Annotated in this window: 17 protein-coding genes; 9 read left to right on the top strand and 8 right to left on the bottom strand. The window is 71.8% G+C overall.

The annotated features are described in order from the left end of the window. Positions 1-41 precede the first annotated feature (41 nt). A complete protein-coding gene (locus tag AB0300_RS09810) occupies positions 42-1,037 on the bottom strand; it encodes an asparaginase (protein ID WP_303708072.1) in 996 nt (331 codons plus the stop codon). Between the two features lie 81 nt (positions 1,038-1,118). On the opposite strand from AB0300_RS09810, the gene AB0300_RS09805 reads away from it, so the two are divergent. Next, positions 1,119-1,616, top strand: a complete 498-nt coding sequence (locus tag AB0300_RS09805; RefSeq protein ID WP_029989208.1) for an OsmC family protein — start codon at positions 1,119-1,121, stop codon at positions 1,614-1,616. A 9-nt stretch (positions 1,617-1,625) separates the two neighbouring features. Here the strand turns inward: AB0300_RS09805 and AB0300_RS09800 are convergent, their stop codons facing one another. Next, positions 1,626-2,405 carry a lysophospholipid acyltransferase family protein gene (locus AB0300_RS09800; RefSeq protein ID WP_303708071.1) on the bottom strand — a complete coding sequence of 260 codons (780 nt, stop codon included), beginning with the start codon at positions 2,403-2,405 and terminating at the stop codon, positions 1,626-1,628. A gap of 124 nt (positions 2,406-2,529) precedes the next feature. On the opposite strand from AB0300_RS09800, the gene AB0300_RS09795 reads away from it, so the two are divergent. Together AB0300_RS09795 and dxr are read left to right on the top strand one after the other, a co-directional pair. Then, the gene (locus AB0300_RS09795) at positions 2,530-3,492 is read left to right on the top strand and encodes an FKBP-type peptidyl-prolyl cis-trans isomerase (protein ID WP_366215924.1); all 963 of its coding nucleotides are present in this window, start codon (positions 2,530-2,532) and stop codon (positions 3,490-3,492) included. A gap of 33 nt (positions 3,493-3,525) precedes the next feature. Continuing rightward, positions 3,526-4,608: a 1-deoxy-D-xylulose-5-phosphate reductoisomerase gene (gene dxr, locus AB0300_RS09790; RefSeq protein ID WP_366215923.1), complete on the top strand. Its 1,083-nt coding sequence runs from the start codon at positions 3,526-3,528 to the stop codon at positions 4,606-4,608. A 12-nt stretch (positions 4,609-4,620) separates the two neighbouring features. Here dxr and AB0300_RS09785 read toward each other — a convergent pair whose 3' ends face one another. The 3 genes from AB0300_RS09785 to AB0300_RS09775 form a co-directional block, all read right to left on the bottom strand. Beyond that, positions 4,621-6,237, bottom strand: coding sequence for a UDP-N-acetylmuramoyl-L-alanyl-D-glutamate--2,6-diaminopimelate ligase (locus AB0300_RS09785; RefSeq protein ID WP_303708378.1), 1,617 nt, complete (start codon positions 6,235-6,237; stop codon positions 4,621-4,623). 91 nt (positions 6,238-6,328) lie between these two features. Then, a complete protein-coding gene (locus AB0300_RS09780; protein WP_366215922.1) occupies positions 6,329-7,003 on the bottom strand; it encodes a YcnI family protein in 675 nt (224 codons plus the stop codon). A 92-nt stretch (positions 7,004-7,095) separates the two neighbouring features. After that, positions 7,096-7,680 (bottom strand): hypothetical protein, encoded by a 585-nt coding sequence (locus AB0300_RS09775; protein ID WP_338565878.1) that lies wholly within the window; start codon positions 7,678-7,680, stop codon positions 7,096-7,098. Between the two features lie 66 nt (positions 7,681-7,746). Here AB0300_RS09775 and AB0300_RS09770 point away from each other — a divergent pair, with 66 nt between their 5' ends. After that, positions 7,747-9,060, top strand: a complete 1,314-nt coding sequence (locus AB0300_RS09770) for an RIP metalloprotease (RefSeq protein WP_025103165.1) — start codon at positions 7,747-7,749, stop codon at positions 9,058-9,060. A 15-nt stretch (positions 9,061-9,075) separates the two neighbouring features. Here AB0300_RS09770 and AB0300_RS09765 read toward each other — a convergent pair whose 3' ends face one another. Beyond that, positions 9,076-10,959 (bottom strand): chorismate-binding protein, encoded by a 1,884-nt coding sequence (locus AB0300_RS09765; RefSeq protein ID WP_366215921.1) that lies wholly within the window; start codon positions 10,957-10,959, stop codon positions 9,076-9,078. A 210-nt stretch (positions 10,960-11,169) separates the two neighbouring features. Here AB0300_RS09765 and ispG point away from each other — a divergent pair, with 210 nt between their 5' ends. From ispG to AB0300_RS09750, 3 genes are read left to right on the top strand one after another with little or no spacing between them, the layout of a single operon-like run. After that, positions 11,170-12,300 carry a flavodoxin-dependent (E)-4-hydroxy-3-methylbut-2-enyl-diphosphate synthase gene (ispG, locus tag AB0300_RS09760; RefSeq protein ID WP_025103167.1) on the top strand — a complete coding sequence of 377 codons (1,131 nt, stop codon included), beginning with the start codon at positions 11,170-11,172 and terminating at the stop codon, positions 12,298-12,300. Between the two features lie 13 nt (positions 12,301-12,313). After that, a complete protein-coding gene (locus AB0300_RS09755) occupies positions 12,314-12,646 on the top strand; it encodes a nuclear transport factor 2 family protein (protein ID WP_366215920.1) in 333 nt (110 codons plus the stop codon). A gap of 51 nt (positions 12,647-12,697) precedes the next feature. Then, positions 12,698-13,564, top strand: a complete 867-nt coding sequence (locus tag AB0300_RS09750; protein ID WP_366215919.1) for a hypothetical protein — start codon at positions 12,698-12,700, stop codon at positions 13,562-13,564. Between the two features lie 286 nt (positions 13,565-13,850). Here AB0300_RS09750 and AB0300_RS09745 read toward each other — a convergent pair whose 3' ends face one another. After that, positions 13,851-15,263, bottom strand: a complete 1,413-nt coding sequence (locus tag AB0300_RS09745; RefSeq protein WP_366215918.1) for an RNB domain-containing ribonuclease — start codon at positions 15,261-15,263, stop codon at positions 13,851-13,853. A 78-nt stretch (positions 15,264-15,341) separates the two neighbouring features. Between AB0300_RS09745 and AB0300_RS09740 the strand changes: the two genes are divergently transcribed. After that, complete coding sequence (locus tag AB0300_RS09740) at positions 15,342-16,112, top strand: isocitrate lyase/phosphoenolpyruvate mutase family protein (protein ID WP_025103173.1); 771 nt, start codon at positions 15,342-15,344, stop codon at positions 16,110-16,112. A gap of 39 nt (positions 16,113-16,151) precedes the next feature. Further along, positions 16,152-17,912 (top strand): proline--tRNA ligase, encoded by a 1,761-nt coding sequence (locus AB0300_RS09735; protein ID WP_366215917.1) that lies wholly within the window; start codon positions 16,152-16,154, stop codon positions 17,910-17,912. 18 nt (positions 17,913-17,930) lie between these two features. On the opposite strand, the gene AB0300_RS09730 is transcribed toward AB0300_RS09735, so the two are convergent. Beyond that, positions 17,931-18,434: a pyridoxamine 5'-phosphate oxidase family protein gene (locus AB0300_RS09730; RefSeq protein WP_366215916.1), complete on the bottom strand. Its 504-nt coding sequence runs from the start codon at positions 18,432-18,434 to the stop codon at positions 17,931-17,933. Positions 18,435-18,436 lie beyond the last annotated feature (2 nt).

The following is an 18,436-nucleotide window of genomic DNA, read 5'->3' as shown; positions in this document are numbered from 1 at the left end:
ACCCGACGGCGGCACACGGGTCCCGTGCCGCCGATGTGCGGTCAGATACCCGCGCCGGGCCGGACGACGCCGACGCGGGAGCCGCCACCGAGCACCGCGAGCGGCAGGGCCTCGGCCAGCGCGGTCACGTCGGCCTCGCTGAGGCCGCCGGCGCGCGCCAGCAGCGTGGCGGCCACGATCGTCGATGCCCGGGCGCCGCCGTCCAGCATCTTGAGGGCGACCGTGGTCCCGTTCGGAGCCACCATCACCATGACGCCCTCCGCGCCGCCCTTCGCGAAGACGCCGAGCCGCTCGATCGCGATCGTGTCAGGGCGCCCCGGACCATCGATGGTCCAGGGGTTCTCGCGGACAGCCTTGACCAGGGCGCCGGCCACCCGATGCAGCGCGAAGGGGGAGCGCTCGGAGGCGGTGCCGACGCGGTGGATCGCACGGGCCAGGCCCGTGAGGGTGAGGGCGTACACCGGGGCGCCGCAGCCGTCGATCGCGGTGTGCGCCATCTTCTCGCCGGTCAGGCGTTCGATGACGTCGCGGATGTGGGCCTGGAGCGGGTGGGTCGGATCGAGGTAGCCCTCGACGGGCCAGCCGGTCGCGATGCAGGCGCGGAGCATCGCGGCGTGCTTGCCCGAGCAGTTCATCCGGACCCGCGCCTCCTGGCCGTGCTCGCGCACCATCTCGTCGCGGGTCGCGGAGTCGCTCGGCCACGCCGGGGGACAGGCGAGGTCGTCCTCGTTGAGGCCGCCGGCGGTGAGCATCTCGCGCACGACCTCGGCGTGCCGGTCGGTTCCGGAATGGCTGGCGGTGGACAGAGCCAACTGCTCTCCCTCGAGCACGGCGCCCGCCGTGAGGCAGGCGACTGCCTGCAGGGGCTTGAGGCTGGAGCGGGGGAGGATCAGTGCCTCCGCGTTCCCATGCCGCGCGACCACCTCGCCCTCGGGCGACAGCACGACGGCCGCACCGGCATGACGCGACTCGATGAAGCCGCTCCGCTCCACGACGGCGAGTTCGACGGAATCCTGAACGGTGAGAGTCTCCAGCACCCGACAACTCTACCGGCGGGTGCGGCGCGGCTCCGTCGAGGGCGGAGCCCGGGTGTCGGCGCCGCCTGGCAGACTGGGCGCATGCCAGAGCAGACGACTCCCCGGGCCCTCGGCGAGCACCGCTACGCCCTCACCTCCACCTGGACCGGCAACGCCGGGTCCGGCACGAGCGGTTATCGCGACTACCGCCGTGACGTCACGATCGAGGTCGAGGGGAAGCCCGAGCTGCTCGCGTCGTCCGACAAGCCCTTCCGCGGCGATCCGTCGCGCTGGAATCCGGAGGACCTCTTGCTGGCCTCCCTCTCGGAGTGCCACCTGCTGTCCTATCTGCACGCGTGCGTGACGGCCGGCGTGGTGGTCGTCTCCTATCGCGACACCGCGAGCGGCCTGATGCGCGAGAACGGCGCCGGCGGCGGGTCCTTCGTCGAGGTGCTGCTGCGACCGGAGGTCGTCGTCGCCGAGGCGTCGATGATCGAGGCGGCCGAGCGGGCGCACGCCCAGGCGAACGAGTGGTGCTTCATCGCCAACTCGGTCAACTTCCCGGTCCGGCACGAGGCGACGGTGACGGCCGCCGGCTGAACGGGGCGCTCAGCGGCGCTCGTGCGGGAGCGCCTGCTTGATCTTCTCGATCGTGTTCTGCGCCGGCGCCTCGTTGTAGGTGCCCGCGAGCTCCTGACCGGAGAGGGCGTGGATCGCGGCCATGATCTCGTCGGTCGCGAGTCGGCGCGCGCGGCCGCTCGTCGCCGGTCCGTGCGGAGACAGATCCAGGGGCTCCCCGAAGCGCACGGTGATCCGCTCGGACAGCGTGGGCATCTTGGCGCCGACCGGCATCACCTTGTCGGTGCCGATGAGTCCCACGGGGACGACGGGGGCGCCGGTCTGCAGGGCGAGGAACGCCACGCCCGTGCGGCCCTTGTACAGCCGGCCGTCGGTGGAACGGGTGCCCTCGGGGTACAGCGCGACGGCGAGGCCCTCGTCGAGGAGCTGACGCTGCAGGTCGAGGGCGTCGAGCGCCGCCTGGCCGGCGCCGCGGCGGACCGGGATCGCGCCGATCGCCTCGAAGAACGTCTTGGACGCCCAGCCCTTCATGCCGGTGCCCTCGAAGTAGCTCGACTTGGCGAGGAAGTGCACGGGCCGCGGGGCAGCCACCGGGATGGCGATGGAGTCGATGAACGACAGGTGGTTGCTGGCGAAGATCACCGGGCCGGTGGTGGGGACGTGCTCGCGTCCTTCGATGTGCGGCCGGTAGACGAGCCGGGCGAGCGGGGCGATGAGGCTGCGGCCCAGGGCGTAGGTGAAGCCGGCGTGCCGGGGCTTCGGAGAGTCCTCTGAGGGGGTTTCGGGGTCCACGGACTGCTCAGAGCTCATCAGAGCAGGCTACTCCCGGATCCATGCCGACGTGGGAATGAAGACTCGCGCCGCCGCTTCCCAGCGCGAGCAAAGGGCGATGAGGCAGGATGGAAGCTCCCGCCCGCGATCGTGAGGTCTTCCTGTGCGCACCCGTCCGCTGCTCGTCCTGTCCACCGTCGCTGCGGCGACCCTGCTGCTGGCGGGCTGCTCCGGGAACGGCGATCCGCAGAGCACCTCCTCCCCGGACGCCTCCGGGTCGAGCCAGTGCCTCGTGAACGCGAAGGCCGGCGACACCTCGGACGCCATCGAGGTGGACGGCGAAGGCCTCGACGCCAAGATCACGGTTCCCGACGATGCGGAGTTCGCGAACGTCGAGCGGACCGTCGTGTCTGAGGGCGAGGGAGACGACCTCGCGGCGAACGACCTCGTCTCCGTCCAGTACCAGATCGTCGATGCCGCCAGCGGCGAGGTGGTCGACTCGTCGGCGCGCGGCGAGGACGGCACGCTCCCCGTGCTCCTCGACCCGAACCAGTCGTCGCTGTTCGTCGCCGCGCTGGAGTGCGAGCCGGTCGGATCCCGCGTCGTCCTCGCCATCCCCGGCAGCGCGCTCGGTGAGGGGCAGAGCAACATCGTCGTCTACGCGGAGGCCGTCGACCGACTCCCCGAGGTCGCGACCGGTGAGCCCGTCGAGCCGACCGCCGGCATGCCCGAGGTCGAGCTCGACGACGACGGCAAGCCGTCCGTCACGATCCCGGACGGCGACGCGCCGACCGAGACGAAGGTCTCCGTCCTCAAGCAGGGCGACGGGGCGACGGTCGCCTCCGGCGACCTTGTGGTCGTCCAGTACCTCGGCGTGAAGTGGTCCGACGGCGAGGAGTTCGACTCCAGCTGGAGCCGCGACGCCGCCCCCGCGCAGTTCCAGACCACGGGGGTCGTCGCCGGCTTCCAGAAGGCGCTCGAGGGGCAGAAGGTCGGTTCGCAGGTCCTCGTCGTCATGCCGCCGTCCGACGGCTACGGCGCGGCTGAGGGCCACGAGCTGCAGGACGAGAGCCTCGTGTTCGTCGTCGACATCCTCGCGACGACCCCGGTCCAGCCGCAGCAGTAGGGCCGCCGTCGCGGCGTGTCCTAGGCTGGCGTCATGCGTCGCGTCATCATCCTCGGCTCCACCGGTTCCATCGGCACCCAGGCGCTGGATGTGATCCGTGCCAATCCTCGACGCTTCGAGGTCGTCGGTCTCGCCGCAGGGTCGAACGCGGCGATGGTGGCCGAGCAGGCGGCGCAGTTCCAGGTGGAGCACACCGCTCTGGGCGCCGCGGAGGCGGAGCAGCTGGTCCGTGACGTCGAAGCCGATGTGGTGCTGAACGGGATCACCGGCTCGATCGGTCTGGGCTCGACGCTGGCTGCGCTGGAGGAGGGGCGGACGCTCGCCCTGGCGAACAAGGAGTCGCTGATCGTCGGCGGTGATCTCGTGCTCGCCGCCGCAGCCCCCGGTCAGATCGTCCCCGTGGACTCCGAGCACTCCGCTCTCGCGCAGGCCCTGCGCTCCGGTACGCACGACGAGATCCGTCGGCTCGTGGTCACGGCCTCGGGCGGGCCCTTCCGCGGGAAGTCGCGCGACGAGCTCACCGCCGTCACGCCGCAGGATGCGCTCGCGCACCCGACGTGGGACATGGGACGCACCGTCACCACGAACTCCGCCACGCTGGTCAACAAGGGCCTCGAGGTCATCGAGGCGCACCTGCTGTTCGACGTGCCCTACGACGACATCGACGTCGTCGTGCACCCGCAGTCGATCGTGCACTCCATGGTGGAGTTCATCGACGGATCCACCATCGCCCAGGCCTCTCCGCCGGACATGCGGCTGCCGATCTCGCTGGGCCTCGACTGGCCGCACCGGGTGGGCGGTGTGGGCCGCCCGCTGGACTGGACCACCGCCACGTCGTGGACGTTCGAGCCGCTCGATGACGACGCCTTCCCCGCGGTGGCACTCGCGAAGGCGGTCGGGCGTGCCGGAGGCACCTTCCCCGCGGTCTACAACGCCGCCAACGAGCAGGCCGTGGACGCGTTCCACGAGGGGCGCCTGCCGTTCCTCGGCATCGTCGACACCGTGCAGCGGGTCGTCGACGCGCACGACGCTCCGGACGCGCTGACCGTGGAATCGCTCGCGGCGGCGGAGGACTGGGCGCGGCGGAAGGCCGACCAGCTCATCGCCGCCGCCTGACGCGGCGCGGGCTCAGTCCTCGTCCGGGTACGGCACGGGCCAGCGCGGCTCCGGGACGGGCCATCCGGCGGCCTTCAGCGCACGCCGGGAGAGCTCGCGGGCGGAGTACGGCGTCCGCACTCCGCGGATGTCGCGGTAGTCCTGGTGGCCGGGTCCCGCCCAGAGGATCGCGTCGCCGTCGCCGACGAGTCCGACGGCGGCCACGATCGCGGCCTCCGGCGGGGAGTACTCGTGGATCTCGGCGTCGGGACGGGCGCGACGCGCGCCCTCGACGAGCGTGGCGCGGATCGACGCCGGGTCCTCGAACCGCGGGTGGTGATCGGTCACGACGAGGATGTCGCTGCCCTCCACCGCGGTGCGGGCCATGTCGAAGCGCTTGCTGGCGTCGCGGTCCCCGTCGGCCCCGAAGAGCATGAGCACCTTGCCGGGGGTCACCCGCCGCACGGCGGCCAGGGTCTTCTCGAAGGCGTCGGGCGAGTGGCCGAAGTCGACGAAGACGGCCGGCCCTTGCGCGCCCGAGACGAGCTGCGTGCGACCGGGCAGGTAGGCCCGGATGCCGCCGTCGCGCTGCAGGGCCCCGACGATCCGCTCCCAGGCATAGCCGCCCTCGAGCAGCATGACGATCGCCAGCGCCGCGTTCGCGGCCATGTGCGGACCGATCACGGGGACGGTCGTGGTGAGCGTGCCGGCCGGTCCCGTCATCGTGAACGTGGTGCCGGTCGCCCGCTCGTCGTCGATGACGACCACCCAGTCCGCTCGCGATGCCTGATCGGCGTCGGCGGCGATGGAGGGCGTCCCGACGGTGACGACGGGGATCTCGGAGCGTTCGACGACGAGGGCGCCGGAGGACGAGTCGAGGCAGACGACGCCGCGCACGGCGCGGTCGGGGCGGAAGAGCGGCAGCTTCGCCTCGAAGTACTCCTCCATGTCGGCGTAGTCGTCGAGGTGATCGTGGCTGAGGTTGGTGAACCCCGCGACGTCGAACCGGATGCCGTCGACGCGGTGACGGGACAGGGCCTGGGCACTGACCTCGACCGCGACGGCCTCGACCTCGCGCTCCCGCATCAGCGCGAGGAGGGCGTGCATCTCGGAGGCCTCGGGGGTGGTGAGCCGCGAGACGATGACCTCGCCCGCGATGTGCCGCTCAGCCGTGGAGGAGAGCCCGGTGACGACGCCCATCTGCTCGAGGATGCCCTCGAGGAGGTGGGAGACGCTCGTCTTGCCGTTCGTCCCGGTGGTCGCGAACAGGAGGGGGAGCGGATCCTCCGCGCCCGTGCCGTACACCCAGGCGCTCAGCGCGCCGAGCACGCCGCGGGGGTCGTCGACGATGAGGATCGGGAGGCCGGCGTCGGCGGCGATGTCGGCACCCGCCTGGTCCGTGATCACCGCGACCGCTCCCTTCTCGGCGGCGGTCTTCGCGAAGTCCGCGCCGTGGCGGTTCACGCCGCGGATGGCGACGAAGGCCTCACCCGGGCGCAGATCGGCCGTGGCGAGGGTGATGCCACTGAGAGCGACGCCCTCCACGTCGCCCCGCACGGAGCGGGCGAACAGGGAGGCGAGTTCGGACAGCTCGCGCCGGGGCGGGTTCGCCGGGCGGAGCACGGGGGGCAGGGTCGGCTGTTGTTCCATCGACATGTCGTCTCCATGTTCTCACGGCCGCGGTGTCAGCCCGGGCGGGTCGGTCCGCCGCGCGCCGGAGCCGGGCGCGGCGGACCGGGGGTCAGGCGCGGCGGCGGAACGCGAGCACCGCGACCACCAGCGCCGCGACGCCGGCGAGCAGACCGCCGGCACCCAGCGCGATGCCCAGCGCGTCGTCGCCGTCGTCCGCCGTCGCGGGCTGCGACGCGGCGCTCGTGCCGTGACCGTCCGCGGTGCCGTCCGTGACCGTCACGACAGGCGCGGGGGAGTCGAGGTCGTGCGGGTCCTCACCCTTCTCGGCGAGCTGCGTCCACTCGGTCGCGCCGTCCACGCACTGCTGGACCACCGGGAAGGCGAGCGTTTCGGGCGTGTCCTCATCCAGGCCCACCGACATGCTCACGGCGCCGCGCAGGTCGGTCGGCACCGGCGTGAGGGCGGTGTACGTGACGGCGCTCACGAGACCGTCGTCGCCGCGCTCGACCTGGATGGTCCAGTCGCCGTCGAGCGTGGGGGCTACCGAGGCGAGACCGTCCGGCATGGTGATGCGCAGGGCGGTGGTGGGCGAGGTGCCGCAGCCGTGCGAGAACGAGAAGGTCAGCACGCCGTGGTCGCCCGCGGCGAGCTCGTCGGGGCTGACGCTGACGTGTGCCCCGGCCATCACGGGGACGGCGAGGGCGAGGGCGAGTCCGCCGACGACGCCGGTGGCTCCGAGGAGGGTGCGGCGTGGACGACGGGGACGGATGGTGGTGTTCGACATGGGGTCTCCAGATGCTCGTGTGCGGGCGCGCCGGAACAGCGCAGCCCGGAAGGATGGGCCGTCGAACGGCGACGGCCGGATCGAGGGGCGGCTCAGCCGCCGACGAGCACCGGAGGACCGCGTCGCGAGACCACGGCGGTCGTCGCGACGTCGAGCGGAGGGAGGAGGGCGGAGCGCAGAGGACGCGGGGGAGCGGGCGGCGTGGAGGCGGGCGTCGCCGTGCGTCGGAGGGCGGCCTGGAACCAGCGGGCGATCGTGCGCAGCACGCTCTCGCCATGCCACAGCAGCACCGTCGTCAGCAGGGCGGCGACGAGGTGCGCCGACAGCATCAGCGCTCCTGGCCCTGCGGCCGGTGACAGCGGGCCGAGTGCGCTCAGGTCGAGGTGGTGGGAGTGGACGCCGAGTCCCGGCGCCTCCTCGGCGGTGGGCGCCCCCAGGAGCTGGAAGAGCAGGTGGAACGCGCCCTGCGCCAGGACCACGGCCACCGCGACTCGGGCGCGCGAGGACCGCCGGCCGACCACGGCGGCGGAGAGCGGCACGAAGAGCGTCGCGACGGCGGCGATGAGCAGCGGGTGCGGGGCGGCCCCGCCGGCGAGCGTGTGGGAGACGGCCGCGAGGAGCGTGGCGATCGCGGACACGGCGGCGGCGCGGAGGAAGCGCAGCTGCCGGGACGTCATCGTGCCAGCCTAGCGACGCTGCGCGAGCCGGGCGGATTCCTAGGCGGCGGGCAGTAGCGTGGGCTCGTGGAATTCCTGCTCTATCTGGGCGGCATCGTGTTCATGCTGATCGGCCTCGGCCTCTCGATCGGTCTGCACGAGGTCGGCCACCTCGTCCCCGCGAAGCTCTTCGGCGTGCGTGTCGGCCAGTACATGATCGGCTTCGGGCCGCGCCTGTGGTCGAAGCGGATCGGGGAGACGGAGTACGGCTTCAAGCTCCTGCCCCTGGGCGGCTTCATCTCCATGTCGGGGATGTATCCGTCGTCGAAGGACAGCGGGCCCGCCTCCGGGGCGTTCCGCACGCTCATCCAGGACGCGCGTTCTGCCAACGACGAGACCATCGCGGAAGGCGCCGAGGACCGGGTCTTCTACAAGCTGCCGGTGTGGAAGCGCGTGATCGTGATGCTCGGCGGACCGCTCATGAATCTCGTGCTGGCCGTGGTGATCTTCACCGTCCTCGTCAGCGGGATCGGCGTGCAGCAGGGGACCACCACGGTCGCGGCGGTGAACGAGTGCGTGGTCCCCGCGTCGTCGACGGCGACCGAGTGCGGGGCCGACGATCCGGAGTCCCCGGCCGCTGCGGCCGACGTGCAGCCGGGCGACGTCCTCGTGTCGATCGACGGGAAGCCGGTGTCGACCTTCGCGGAGGCCACCGCCATCGTCCAGGCCTCACCGGGCGAGCCCCTCGCCCTCGTCGTGCGCCGGGACGGCACCGAGCGGACGCTGACCCTCACGCCCATCGCCGCGGAGCGCACCATCACGGACGCGAGCGGGCAGCCGGTGCTCGACGACGACGGCGATCCCGTCGTGAAGGAGGTCGGCTATGCGGGGATGATCGCGCAGATGGGCTACGTGCAGCAGCCGCTGACCGCCGGACCCCAGCTGGCGGCGGACACCGTCGCCCGGGTCGGCTCGCTGATCGTCACGCTCCCGGTGCGGCTGTGGGACGTCGGGGTCTCGCTCGTGACGGGAGGGGAACGCGATCCGAACGGGCCGCTGAGCGTCGTCGGCGTCGGGCGTCTCGCGGGCGAGGTGGCCGCGACGGACGCTCCGGTGCTCAACCGCTTCGCCGTGCTGCTCGGCCTTCTCGGCTCGCTCAACGTCGCGCTCTTCGTCTTCAACCTGATCCCGCTGCTGCCGCTCGACGGCGGGCACATCGTCGTCGCGCTGTGGGAGGGGATCAAGCGGGCGTGGGCGAAGCTGTTCCGGCGGCCGCCCCCGGCCCCGGTCGACGCCACCAAGCTCGTGCCGCTGACCGTCGTCGTCGCGACGCTGCTCATCGCGATGGGCGCGCTCCTGCTCGTGGCCGACCTGTTCAACCCGGTCAAGCTCCTGGGCTGAGCGGCCGGAACGCGCTCAGCGCAGGGCGTGCGCCGCCAGGCGCTCCAGCGTGCGGATGCCGTCGCGGGACAGGATCGATTCGAGGTGGCCCTGCACCGATGCGAAGCCGTCGCCGCGGAGCGCGTAGACGTCTCCGGTCACCGGATCCGCGGAGACCTCGGCCGGGCCCACCGTGGTCGCTCCGGGGTCGACCCGTGCCGTGAAGGTGTTGTAGAACCCGATCGAGGCATCCTCGCCGAACACCGGCACGGCCTTCTGCAGCCCCTGGTGCGGAGCGTCGAGGGGCGTCAGCGCGATCCCCATCCGGTCCGCCAGGATCTGGTGGCTCAGGCAGACCGCGAGCAGCGGCGAATGCGCCTGCAGGCGGGCCGCCACGATCTCGCGCATCCGGGCGATGCGCGGGCTCGCGTCGTCTCGGGGGTCGCCGGGGCCGGGGCCGGCGACGACGAGATCGGCCGTCTCGACCGCTTCGTCGTCCACCTCGTCCCAGGACGCGATGGTCACGTCGAGCCCGAGGTGCCGCAGCTGATGCGCGAGCATCGTCGTGAAGCGGTCCTCGGCGTCGACGACGAGGGCGGAGCGGCCGGAGAACGGACCGGTGAAGTCCTCGCCCTGCGGGTTCAGCCAGAACTCGGCGAGGCGGGCGTTGCGCGAGGAGAGGAGCGCGGCGACGTCCGGGTCGTCCGCGAGACGCCGCGGCTCACCGGGGGCGTCGGCGTCGCTGCGGGCCTCGGCCACGCGGTCCCGATCGATCGCGCCGATGGCGCCGAGCACGCCCGCGGCCTTGCCGTGGGTCTCGGACACCTCGCCGTGCGGGTCCGAGTGGCGGACGAGGGTCGCGCCGACGGGCACGCTCAGCTCGCCGTCGCGCAGGTACACGGTGCGGATGAGGATGGGCGCGTCGAGGTCGTGCCCGCCGTCGGCGTTGGGCGTGAAGAGCGCCGCGACGCCCGAGTAGTAGCCCCGGGGCTTGCGCTCGTGCCGCCGGATCACGGCGCAGGCGTTCTGCATGGGGGAGCCGGTGACGGTCGGGGCGAACATCGTCTCGCGGAGGATGTCCCGCGGGTCCAGCCCGCTCCGTCCGCGCAGCATGTACTCGGTGTGCGTCAGCCGCGACATCTCCTTGAGATGCGGGCCCGTGATGCGTCCGCCGTCGGCGCAGACGGCGCTCATCATCTTGAGCTCCTCGTCCACGACCATGAACAGCTCCTCGGTCTCCTTGGTCGACGCCAGGAAGTCGGTGAGCGTCTCCTTCGTCGCGCCGCCGGCCGGATGCCGGAAGGTGCCCGAGATGGGGTTCATGGTGACGACACCGTCGCGGGCCACGACGTGCGCCTCGGGGCTCGCCCCGACCGCGATGTGCCCGGGGGTGACGACCGCGAACGTCCAGTACGCGCCGCGCTCGTGGGCGAGCAGAGCCCGGAACCAGGTGAGCGCCGCCTGGCGCTCGTCGGCGTCGACGGTCGCGGTGAAATCGCGGCGGATGACGAAGTTCGCACCCTCGCCGCGGCCGATCTCGTCTGCGATCACGGTCTCGACGATCCGCGCGTACTCCTCGTCCGCGATGTCGAAGCCCTCATCGCGGAGCGGGATCGGGGTGGTCGGAAGCGCGTCGAGCACAGCAGCGGTCGGCAGGTGCCGGTGCTCCGAGACGACGAGGCAGCGCAGCGGCGCCCCGTCGTCCTGGGCCACGAAGCCGCGTTCGCGGACCTGCCGATACGGGACGAGCGCGAACACCTCCCGCGGCTCTCCCTCGACCGTCAGGGGGATGTCGGCGAGCAGGTCGACGTCGGTGACGTCTCCGGTGAGCAGCTCGACGGTGTCCGCGCCGTCCCGGGCGATCAGCACGAAGGACGCGGTGGGGTCGGCGCTGAGCTCGTCGAGGCGAGAGAGGGTCATCGATGTCTCCTGTGCGAGGGCTCCGGCTCGGCGCAACGAAAAGACCGCCCCGGAGGCGGTCTGGATTCGAGGGAACGCGAACACACCGCCTAGGAGGCGGGCCACCAGGTGATGTGCGCGATCATGGGGCGAAACTACCACACCCGCCGCATCCAGCCCTTCCGCATCCGGGCGGCGTAGGCTGGGATCGTGCCAGCAGTGAATCTTGGGATGCCGAAGGTCCCCGAAGTCCTCGCCCCGCGTCGCAAGTCCCGTCAGATCAAGGTGGGCAAGGTGCTCGTCGGCGGCGATGCGCCCGTCAGCGTGCAGTCGATGACGACGACGAAGACCACCGACATCAACGGGACGCTGCAGCAGATCGCGGAGCTCACCGCCTCCGGCTGCGAGATCGTCCGCGTCGCCGTGCCCTCGCAGGACGACGCCGACGTGCTGCACATCATCGCGAAGAAGAGCCAGATCCCGGTCATCGCCGACATCCACTTCCAGCCGAAGTACGTCTTCCAGGCGATCGACGCCGGCTGTGCGGCCGTGCGCGTGAACCCGGGCAACATCCGCAAGTTCGACGACCAGGTCGGCGAGATCGCGAAGGCCGCCAAGGACGCGGGCGTCTCGCTCCGCATCGGCGTGAACGCGGGCTCGCTCGACCGTCGCCTGCTCGAGAAGTACGGCAAGGCCACGCCGGAGGCCCTCGTCGAGAGTGCGGTCTGGGAGGCGTCGCTGTTCGAGGAGCACGACTTCCACGACTTCAAGATCTCGGTCAAGCACAACGACCCGGTCGTCATGGTCAAGGCCTACCGTCAGCTCGCCGAGCGGGGCGACTGGCCGCTGCACCTCGGCGTGACCGAAGCGGGACCGGCCTTCCAGGGCACGATCAAGAGCGCGACCGCCTTCGGCATCCTGCTGGGGGAGGGCATCGGCGACACCATCCGCGTCTCGCTGTCCGCGCCGCCGGCCGAGGAGGTCAAGGTCGGTCACCAGATCCTGCAGTCCCTCAACCTCCGGGAGCGCAAGCTCGAGATCGTCTCGTGCCCGTCGTGCGGTCGGGCTCAGGTCGACGTCTACACGCTCGCGGAAGACGTCACCGAGGGGCTCAAGGAGATGACGGTGCCGCTGCGCGTCGCCGTCATGGGCTGCGTCGTGAACGGCCCGGGTGAGGCACGCGAGGCCGACCTCGGTGTCGCCTCCGGCAACGGCAAGGGCCAGATCTTCGTCAAGGGCGAGGTCATCAAGACCGTCCCGGAGGCCGACATCGTCGCCACCCTCATCGAGGAGGCGAACCGCATCGCCGCCGAGATGGGACCGGACGCTCCGCTCGGCACCGCCCAGGTCGTCACCGCCTGATCCGAGGAGTGCCGTGTCCGACATCCTCCTGCCCGCGCCGGTCCAGGCCATGATCGACGCGATCAACGCCGGGGACACCGACGCCTTCGTCGCCGCGTTCACCGCGGACGGCTTCGTGAGCGACTGGGGCACCGTGAAAGCCGGTGCCGACGGCGTGCGCGGCTGGGCGGACAGCGATGCGATCGGCGCCGGGGCGCGGATGACCGTGCTCTCGGCCGCCACGGACGGCGACACGACGCGCATCCGGCTCGCGTGGAGCAGTCGCGTCTTCAACGGCGAGTCCGATGGGATCTTCGTCGTCGACGGCGACCGGCTCGCCAGCTTCACGATCCCGCCGTCCCACTGACACCCCGTGCCTGACCGGCACCACCGTTCCGTCGTCTCTCCGAGGAGCCCCATGACCACGCCCACGATCGTCACCTTCCCGGACGGCGGCCTCCGCGGAGACGCCGTCGTGACCCGCGTGGCGGACGACGCCGACGGGACGGTGGTCGTCGTCGATGCCACGCCGTTCCACCCCGTCGATCACACCTGGCCCGATCAGCCCGGTGATACCGGCGCGATCTCCGGCGATGCCGGAGCCGTCCCCGTGACCGAGGCGCTCATGGCGGCGGTCTCGGATGACGGCGCGTTCGCGGTGGGCAGCGCGATCCCCGTCAAGCGCGGGAGCGAGGGGTGGACGTGGCTGGTGGGCCACCGGCTCGATGGTGCCGCGCCCGCCTGGCTCGCGGAGGGGACGCGCGTGGCGCTCTCGGTCGACGAGGCGCACCGTGCCGGCCTCAGCCGCGGTCACACCGCGTGCCACCTCGCCTCCCTCGCCCTGGATCTCGCGGTCGCCGACCTCTGGCGCAAGGACCCGGGGGAGGATGCGCTGGGAAACCCGGACTTCGAGGGACGGGCGAACCAGTCCAGCCGCATCCACGAGGACGGCGCCGTCGACGAGTACCGCCTGGGCAAGAGCCTGCGCCGCGCGGGTTTCGACACCGAGACGTTCGCGGCCACGCTGGCGGACCGCGAGCAGCGCATCAACGCACAGCTCGCCGCATGGGTCGGCTCCGCTGCCGCGAGCCGCATCGAGGTGGACGGACCGACCATCGTCGATCGGCGACGCTGGCACTGCGACCTCCCTGAGGGCGAGGCCGTGATCCTCTGCGGCGGCACCCACGTCGGTTCCCTCGCGGAATTCGCCGCCATCGCGGTGACTCTGGATCTGTCCGACCCGCAGCTCCTCGTGATGACGACGACCGCGACTCCCGCCTCCTGAGCGCTCGCCCGCCTCAGGCCTTCGCGCGAGGACAGGCGCCAGCGGCCGGTGTCGCCTGCTGTCGCATGCCTGCCTGTTCTCGCGATGAGGTCAGCGCACGAACCCTGCCTGCACCCGACCACCGGTGAGTTCCTGTTCCTCGCCGACCAGCCCGGACATCGTCCCGAGAGGCGCCGACGACCGTCTCGTCTCGGGCTGACGCTGGTGGAGGATCAGGCGAACGCGGCAGCACAGGCTCTGGCGCCGGTAAGCGCCTGGTCCGGCGTCCTCGCCTGACCCGGCGGAGTCAGACGGCGAGCTCGATCTCGCCCGTCGCGATGTCCACGCGCACGACGCGCAGCCGCACCACGTCCCCGGGCCTGGCGAGACCCACCGGCGCGGTCGTCGTCACGGCAGGGTCCGCGATCTGAACGGCGGCCCGCTCGCCCCGGAGCTCGATGACCGTGGCCTCGACCGTCTGTCCCACCAGAGGTGTGAGCAGGGCGGCCTCGACCCGGTTCACGGTGTCCGCGTCCAGCTGCGACGCCCGCCGGCCCGAGTCCTGCATGAGCGCGGGGAGGTCGTCGAGGGAGGAGCGCACCCACTCCGGCACCGGCTGTCCCGTCGACACGGCGAGGCAGATGGTGAGGACCCAGCGGTCGACGAGCCGGCGGAGGGGAGCGGTCGCGTGCGCGTACGGGGCTCCGATCGCGGCCTGCACGGCGTCGGCGGGCGGCTCTCCGTCGAACACGAGGTACCCCGCACCGCGGAACAGCGAGGCGGCGGCTTCCAGCACCGGGAGGGTCATCGGGTCGGAGCGGTCGAGGCCGCGGAGGTACTCGCCGTACGTGCCGTCGGTCCACGGGCGCCCGAGCGCCTCCGTCTGGTGACGGAAGGCCGCGAACGCCGCCTCGTCCGGCTCCGGCATCGTGCGGAGGATGCCCACGCCTGCGTCGATCATGAGCGTCGCGGCCGCCATCCCGGTCATGAGCGACAGCTGCGCGTTCCACTCCTCCACGGGCAGGGGGCTGCGGCGCTCGATCGCATAGGAGCCGTCCTCGGTGCGCACGACCTCCTCGTCCGGGACGTTGAGGCTGGCTCCACCGCGCCCACGCTCCTGCTCGAGGCGGAGGGCACCGATATCCGGCAGCAGGGCCGCGTGGCCGCCGTCGCCCCGGTCCAGCGCCTCCTGGGTGGACGCGTAGTCGAGCTGCGCACGGGACCGGATGAGGGCGCGCTCCAGCCGGAAGTCGGTCACGGTGCCCGCGGCATCCAGCGCGAACGTCCACACGAGAGCGGGACGGTCGACATCGGGGAGCAGGGAGACGCGGTCCTCGCTCAGCACCGGCGGATGCAGCGGGATCGTGCCGTCCGCGGCGTACAGGGTCTGTCCCCGTCGGCGGGCCTCCGCGTCCACGGCACCACCGGGGGTGACGAAACCCGGCACGTCCGCGATGGCGTACCGCACCCGATAGCCGTCGCCGTCGCGCTCGAGGTGGAAGGCCTGGTCGAGGTCACGGGCGCCCGCAGGGTCGAGGGTCGCGAACGGGATGTCCGTGAGGTCGAGCTCCGGGGTCGTGGCCGAGGCCGCTTCCGCCTCGGCGAGCACGTCGGCGGGAAACACGGTCGGCGTGTCCAGGGCCTCCCGCAGCGCGGAGAGCGCCGCGGCGAGCTCGGTCTGGGCGGCGGAGGGGGCGACATGCGAGCGGCGCTGGGGCATGCCGCCAGCCTAGGTCGAGCACCGGGACGATCCGCCGCAGCCGGCCCGCGTGCCCGCATCGGCCGCTAGCGTGGGGACATGACCACTGCTGCCAAGGCTCAGACCCTCGTCGGACTCTATGACGCCCCGGAGATCCTCCGTGTGGTGAACGTGTGGGATGTCGTCTCCGCACGCGCCGTCGCCGCGCTGCCGGAGACGAAGGCGATCGCCACCGCCGGTCACGGCATCGCCGCGTCGTTCGGCTACGACGACGGGGACACCCCGCGCGACGTCATGATCGACATGGTCGGACGGATCGCGGCGGCCGTGTCCGTTCCCGTCACCGCCGACCTGGACGACGGGTACGGCGACGCGGGGGAGACCACCCGCCTCGCGATCGCGGCCGGCGTCGTCGGCGCGAACGTCGAGGACCGCCTCAAGCCGCTCGACGAATCGGTCGCCGTCGTCGAGGCCATCGTGAAGGCCGCGGAGGCGGAGGGCGTGCCGTTCGCCCTCAACGCCCGGACCGACGCGTTCGTGCGTGCCGGGTCGCGCCCCGTGGAGCAGAGCATCGCGGATGCCATCCAGCGCGGTCGCGCCTTCCTCGATGCGGGCGCCACCGCGGTCTTCGTCCCCGGCATCCTGGACGCGAACGTCACGCGTCAGCTCGTCGAGGGGATCGGTGAGCGCAAGGTCAGCGTGATCGGCATCCCCGGCGCGCTCGCCGCCTCCGAGTACGAGAAGCTCGGCGTGACCCGCATCTCCTACGGTCCGCTGCCGCAGCGCGTGGCGCTCACGGCTCTGCAGGAGCTCGCGGAGAGCCTCTACCGCGGCGGTGTCGTGCCGCAGGGACTCCCGGCCCTCAACTGAGCGACGAGGCGGGTGACCGCGGCTCACTACACTTGAGCCGTGGTCACTCGTCTTTCGAACTTCTTCCTCCGTACGCTCCGCGAAGATCCTGCCGGTGCCGAGGTCGCCAGTCACAAGCTGCTGATCCGCGCCGGGTACATCCGACCGCAGGCGGCGGGCATCTTCGCGTGGCTGCCGCTCGGCCTGCGCGTCAAGGCGAAGATCGAGACCGTCATCCGCGAGGAGATGGCCGCCGCGGGTGCGCAGGAGGTGCACTTCCCCGCGCTGATGCCGCGCGAGGCGTACGAGGCCACCGGGCGCTGGGACGAGTACGGCGATCTGCTGTTCCGCCTCCAGGACCGCAAGGGCGGGGACTACCTGCTGGCGCCGACGCACGAGGAGGCGTTCACGCTCCTCGTGAAGGACCTGTACTCGTCGTACAAGGACCTGCCGCTGACGATCTTCCAGATCCAGGACAAGTACCGCGACGAGGCCCGGCCGCGCGCCGGGCTCCTCCGCGGCCGCGAGTTCACGATGAAGGACGCCTACTCCTTCGACGCCTCCGAGGAGGGGCTGGATGCGAGCTACCAGGCGCAGCGGGACGCGTACGAGCGCATCTTCCAGCGGCTGGGCCTCGAGTACGCCATCGTGCAAGCCGACGCCGGGGCCATGGGCGGTTCGCGGAGCGAGGAGTTCCTGCACCCGACCCCCGTGGGCGAGGACACGTTCGTCCGCAGTGCCGGCGGCTACGCGGCCAACGTCGAGGCCTTCAGCACCCCGGTACCCGCGCCGGTCCCGTTCGATGCCGACGGCGCCCCCGTGATCTTCGACTCTCCGGACACGCCGACCATCGAGACGCTCGTGGCGCACTGCAACCGCGAGCTCGACGGCGAGTACACCGCGGCCGACACGCTCAAGAACGTGGTCCTCGCGTTGAAGCACCTCGACGGCACCCGTGAGCTCGTGATCGTCGGCATCCCCGGCGACCGCGAGGTGGACGAGAAGCGCGCCGAGGTGGCCTTCGCGCCGGCCGAGGTCGAGACCGCCACCGCCGAGGACTTCGAGAACAGCCCCCTTCTGGTGAAGGGCTACATCGGTCCGTGGTCGCCCACGGGCGCCGTGCTGGGCGAGGAGTCCGCGACCGGCATCCGCTACCTCGTCGACCCCCGCGTGAGCGAGGGCACGAGCTGGATCACCGGCGCGAACATCGACCAGAAGCACGCGCACTCCGTCGTCGCCGGACGCGACTTCGAGGCGGACGGCATCGTGGAGATCGCGAACGTGCGCGCCGGCGACCCGGCGCCCGACGGCTCCGGTCCGGTCGAGCTCGCCCGCGGCATGGAGATCGGTCACGTCTTCCAGCTCGGACGGAAGTACGCGGAGGCACTCGGCCTCAAGGTCCTCAACGAGAACGGCAAGCTCGTCACGGTCACCATGGGGTCGTACGGCATCGGCGTCACGCGGATCCTGGCGATCATCGCCGAGCTCAACAACGACGACAAGGGCCTCATCTGGCCGGCCTCGGTCGCCCCGTTCGACGTGCAGGTCGTCGCCGCCGGGCGCGACCAGGTCGCCTTCGACGTCGCGGAGGACCTCTCCGCGCAGCTCGAAGCCGCCGGGCTCGACGTGCTCTACGACGACCGTCCGAAGGTGTCGCCCGGAGTCAAGTTCGGTGATGCAGAACTCGTCGGCGTCCCGAAGATCGTGATCGTCGGCCGGGGCGCCGCCGACGGCCAGGTGGAGTTCTGGGACCGCCGCACGGGCGAGCGCGAGGCGGTCTCGGTCGCCGAGGCTGTGGAGCGGCTCTCCGCCACGCGCTGACCCGGCGCCGCCGGTCGCTCAGCAGGTGACGCGGCCGTGGTTCATGATGTCGTCGTCCGGGGTGTCTCGGGTCACCAACGCCTTGAGCGCCCCGGCGGCCATCGCCACCTTGCCCTTCGCCGGTTCCCAGAACTCGGCGACGACCGGGGTGACCGCGAGCAGGGCGATGCCGGGGGTGTCCAGCCCCTCCTCGAACCAGATGTCGAGGGAGGGGGAGTAGAGCTCCTCCATCTTCGCGCGGTCGTGCACGATCTCTGCGGTGCCGGCGACGGACACGTAGCGCATGCCCTTCGCGTCGCAGTAGGCCAGCCCGACATCATGGTGACGGCGCGCCTCCTCGACCTTCTCCGTGTCTTCCGCCGTGAAGAACCAGATGGCGCCGGCGTCGTCCATCTGCCTGGTGGACATCGGCCGGCTGACGAGGTTCCCCTCCGGGTCGGTGGTGGTGAGCATGGTGAAGTCGATGTCCTCCACGAGCTCCTTGATGCGGGCGAGGGCCTCGGGTCCGGTGATCTCTGTCATGT

Source organism: Microbacterium sp. NPDC078814, from assembly GCF_040702645.1.
Classification (GTDB): domain Bacteria; phylum Actinomycetota; class Actinomycetes; order Actinomycetales; family Microbacteriaceae; genus Microbacterium.
Note: the sequence above shows the minus strand (reverse complement) of the source record. Positions and strands in the feature narration are given on the sequence as shown.

Coding starts and splice junctions, on each gene's coding strand:
- AB0300_RS09800 (WP_303708071.1), bottom strand. CDS start 2,405: ATGAGCTCTGAGCAGTCCGTGGACCCCGAAACCCCCTCAGAGGACTCT.
- AB0300_RS09730 (WP_366215916.1), bottom strand. CDS start 18,434: ATGACAGAGATCACCGGACCCGAGGCCCTCGCCCGCATCAAGGAGCTC.
- AB0300_RS09740 (WP_025103173.1), top strand. CDS start 15,342: ATGACCACTGCTGCCAAGGCTCAGACCCTCGTCGGACTCTATGACGCC.
- dxr (WP_366215923.1), top strand. CDS start 3,526: ATGCGTCGCGTCATCATCCTCGGCTCCACCGGTTCCATCGGCACCCAG.
- AB0300_RS09745 (WP_366215918.1), bottom strand. CDS start 15,263: ATGCCCCAGCGCCGCTCGCATGTCGCCCCCTCCGCCGCCCAGACCGAG.
- AB0300_RS09780 (WP_366215922.1), bottom strand. CDS start 7,003: ATGTCGAACACCACCATCCGTCCCCGTCGTCCACGCCGCACCCTCCTC.
- AB0300_RS09765 (WP_366215921.1), bottom strand. CDS start 10,959: ATGACCCTCTCTCGCCTCGACGAGCTCAGCGCCGACCCCACCGCGTCC.
- ispG (WP_025103167.1), top strand. CDS start 11,170: ATGCCGAAGGTCCCCGAAGTCCTCGCCCCGCGTCGCAAGTCCCGTCAG.
- AB0300_RS09750 (WP_366215919.1), top strand. CDS start 12,698: ATGACCACGCCCACGATCGTCACCTTCCCGGACGGCGGCCTCCGCGGA.
- AB0300_RS09785 (WP_303708378.1), bottom strand. CDS start 6,237: ATGGAACAACAGCCGACCCTGCCCCCCGTGCTCCGCCCGGCGAACCCG.
- AB0300_RS09805 (WP_029989208.1), top strand. CDS start 1,119: ATGCCAGAGCAGACGACTCCCCGGGCCCTCGGCGAGCACCGCTACGCC.
- AB0300_RS09775 (WP_338565878.1), bottom strand. CDS start 7,680: ATGACGTCCCGGCAGCTGCGCTTCCTCCGCGCCGCCGCCGTGTCCGCG.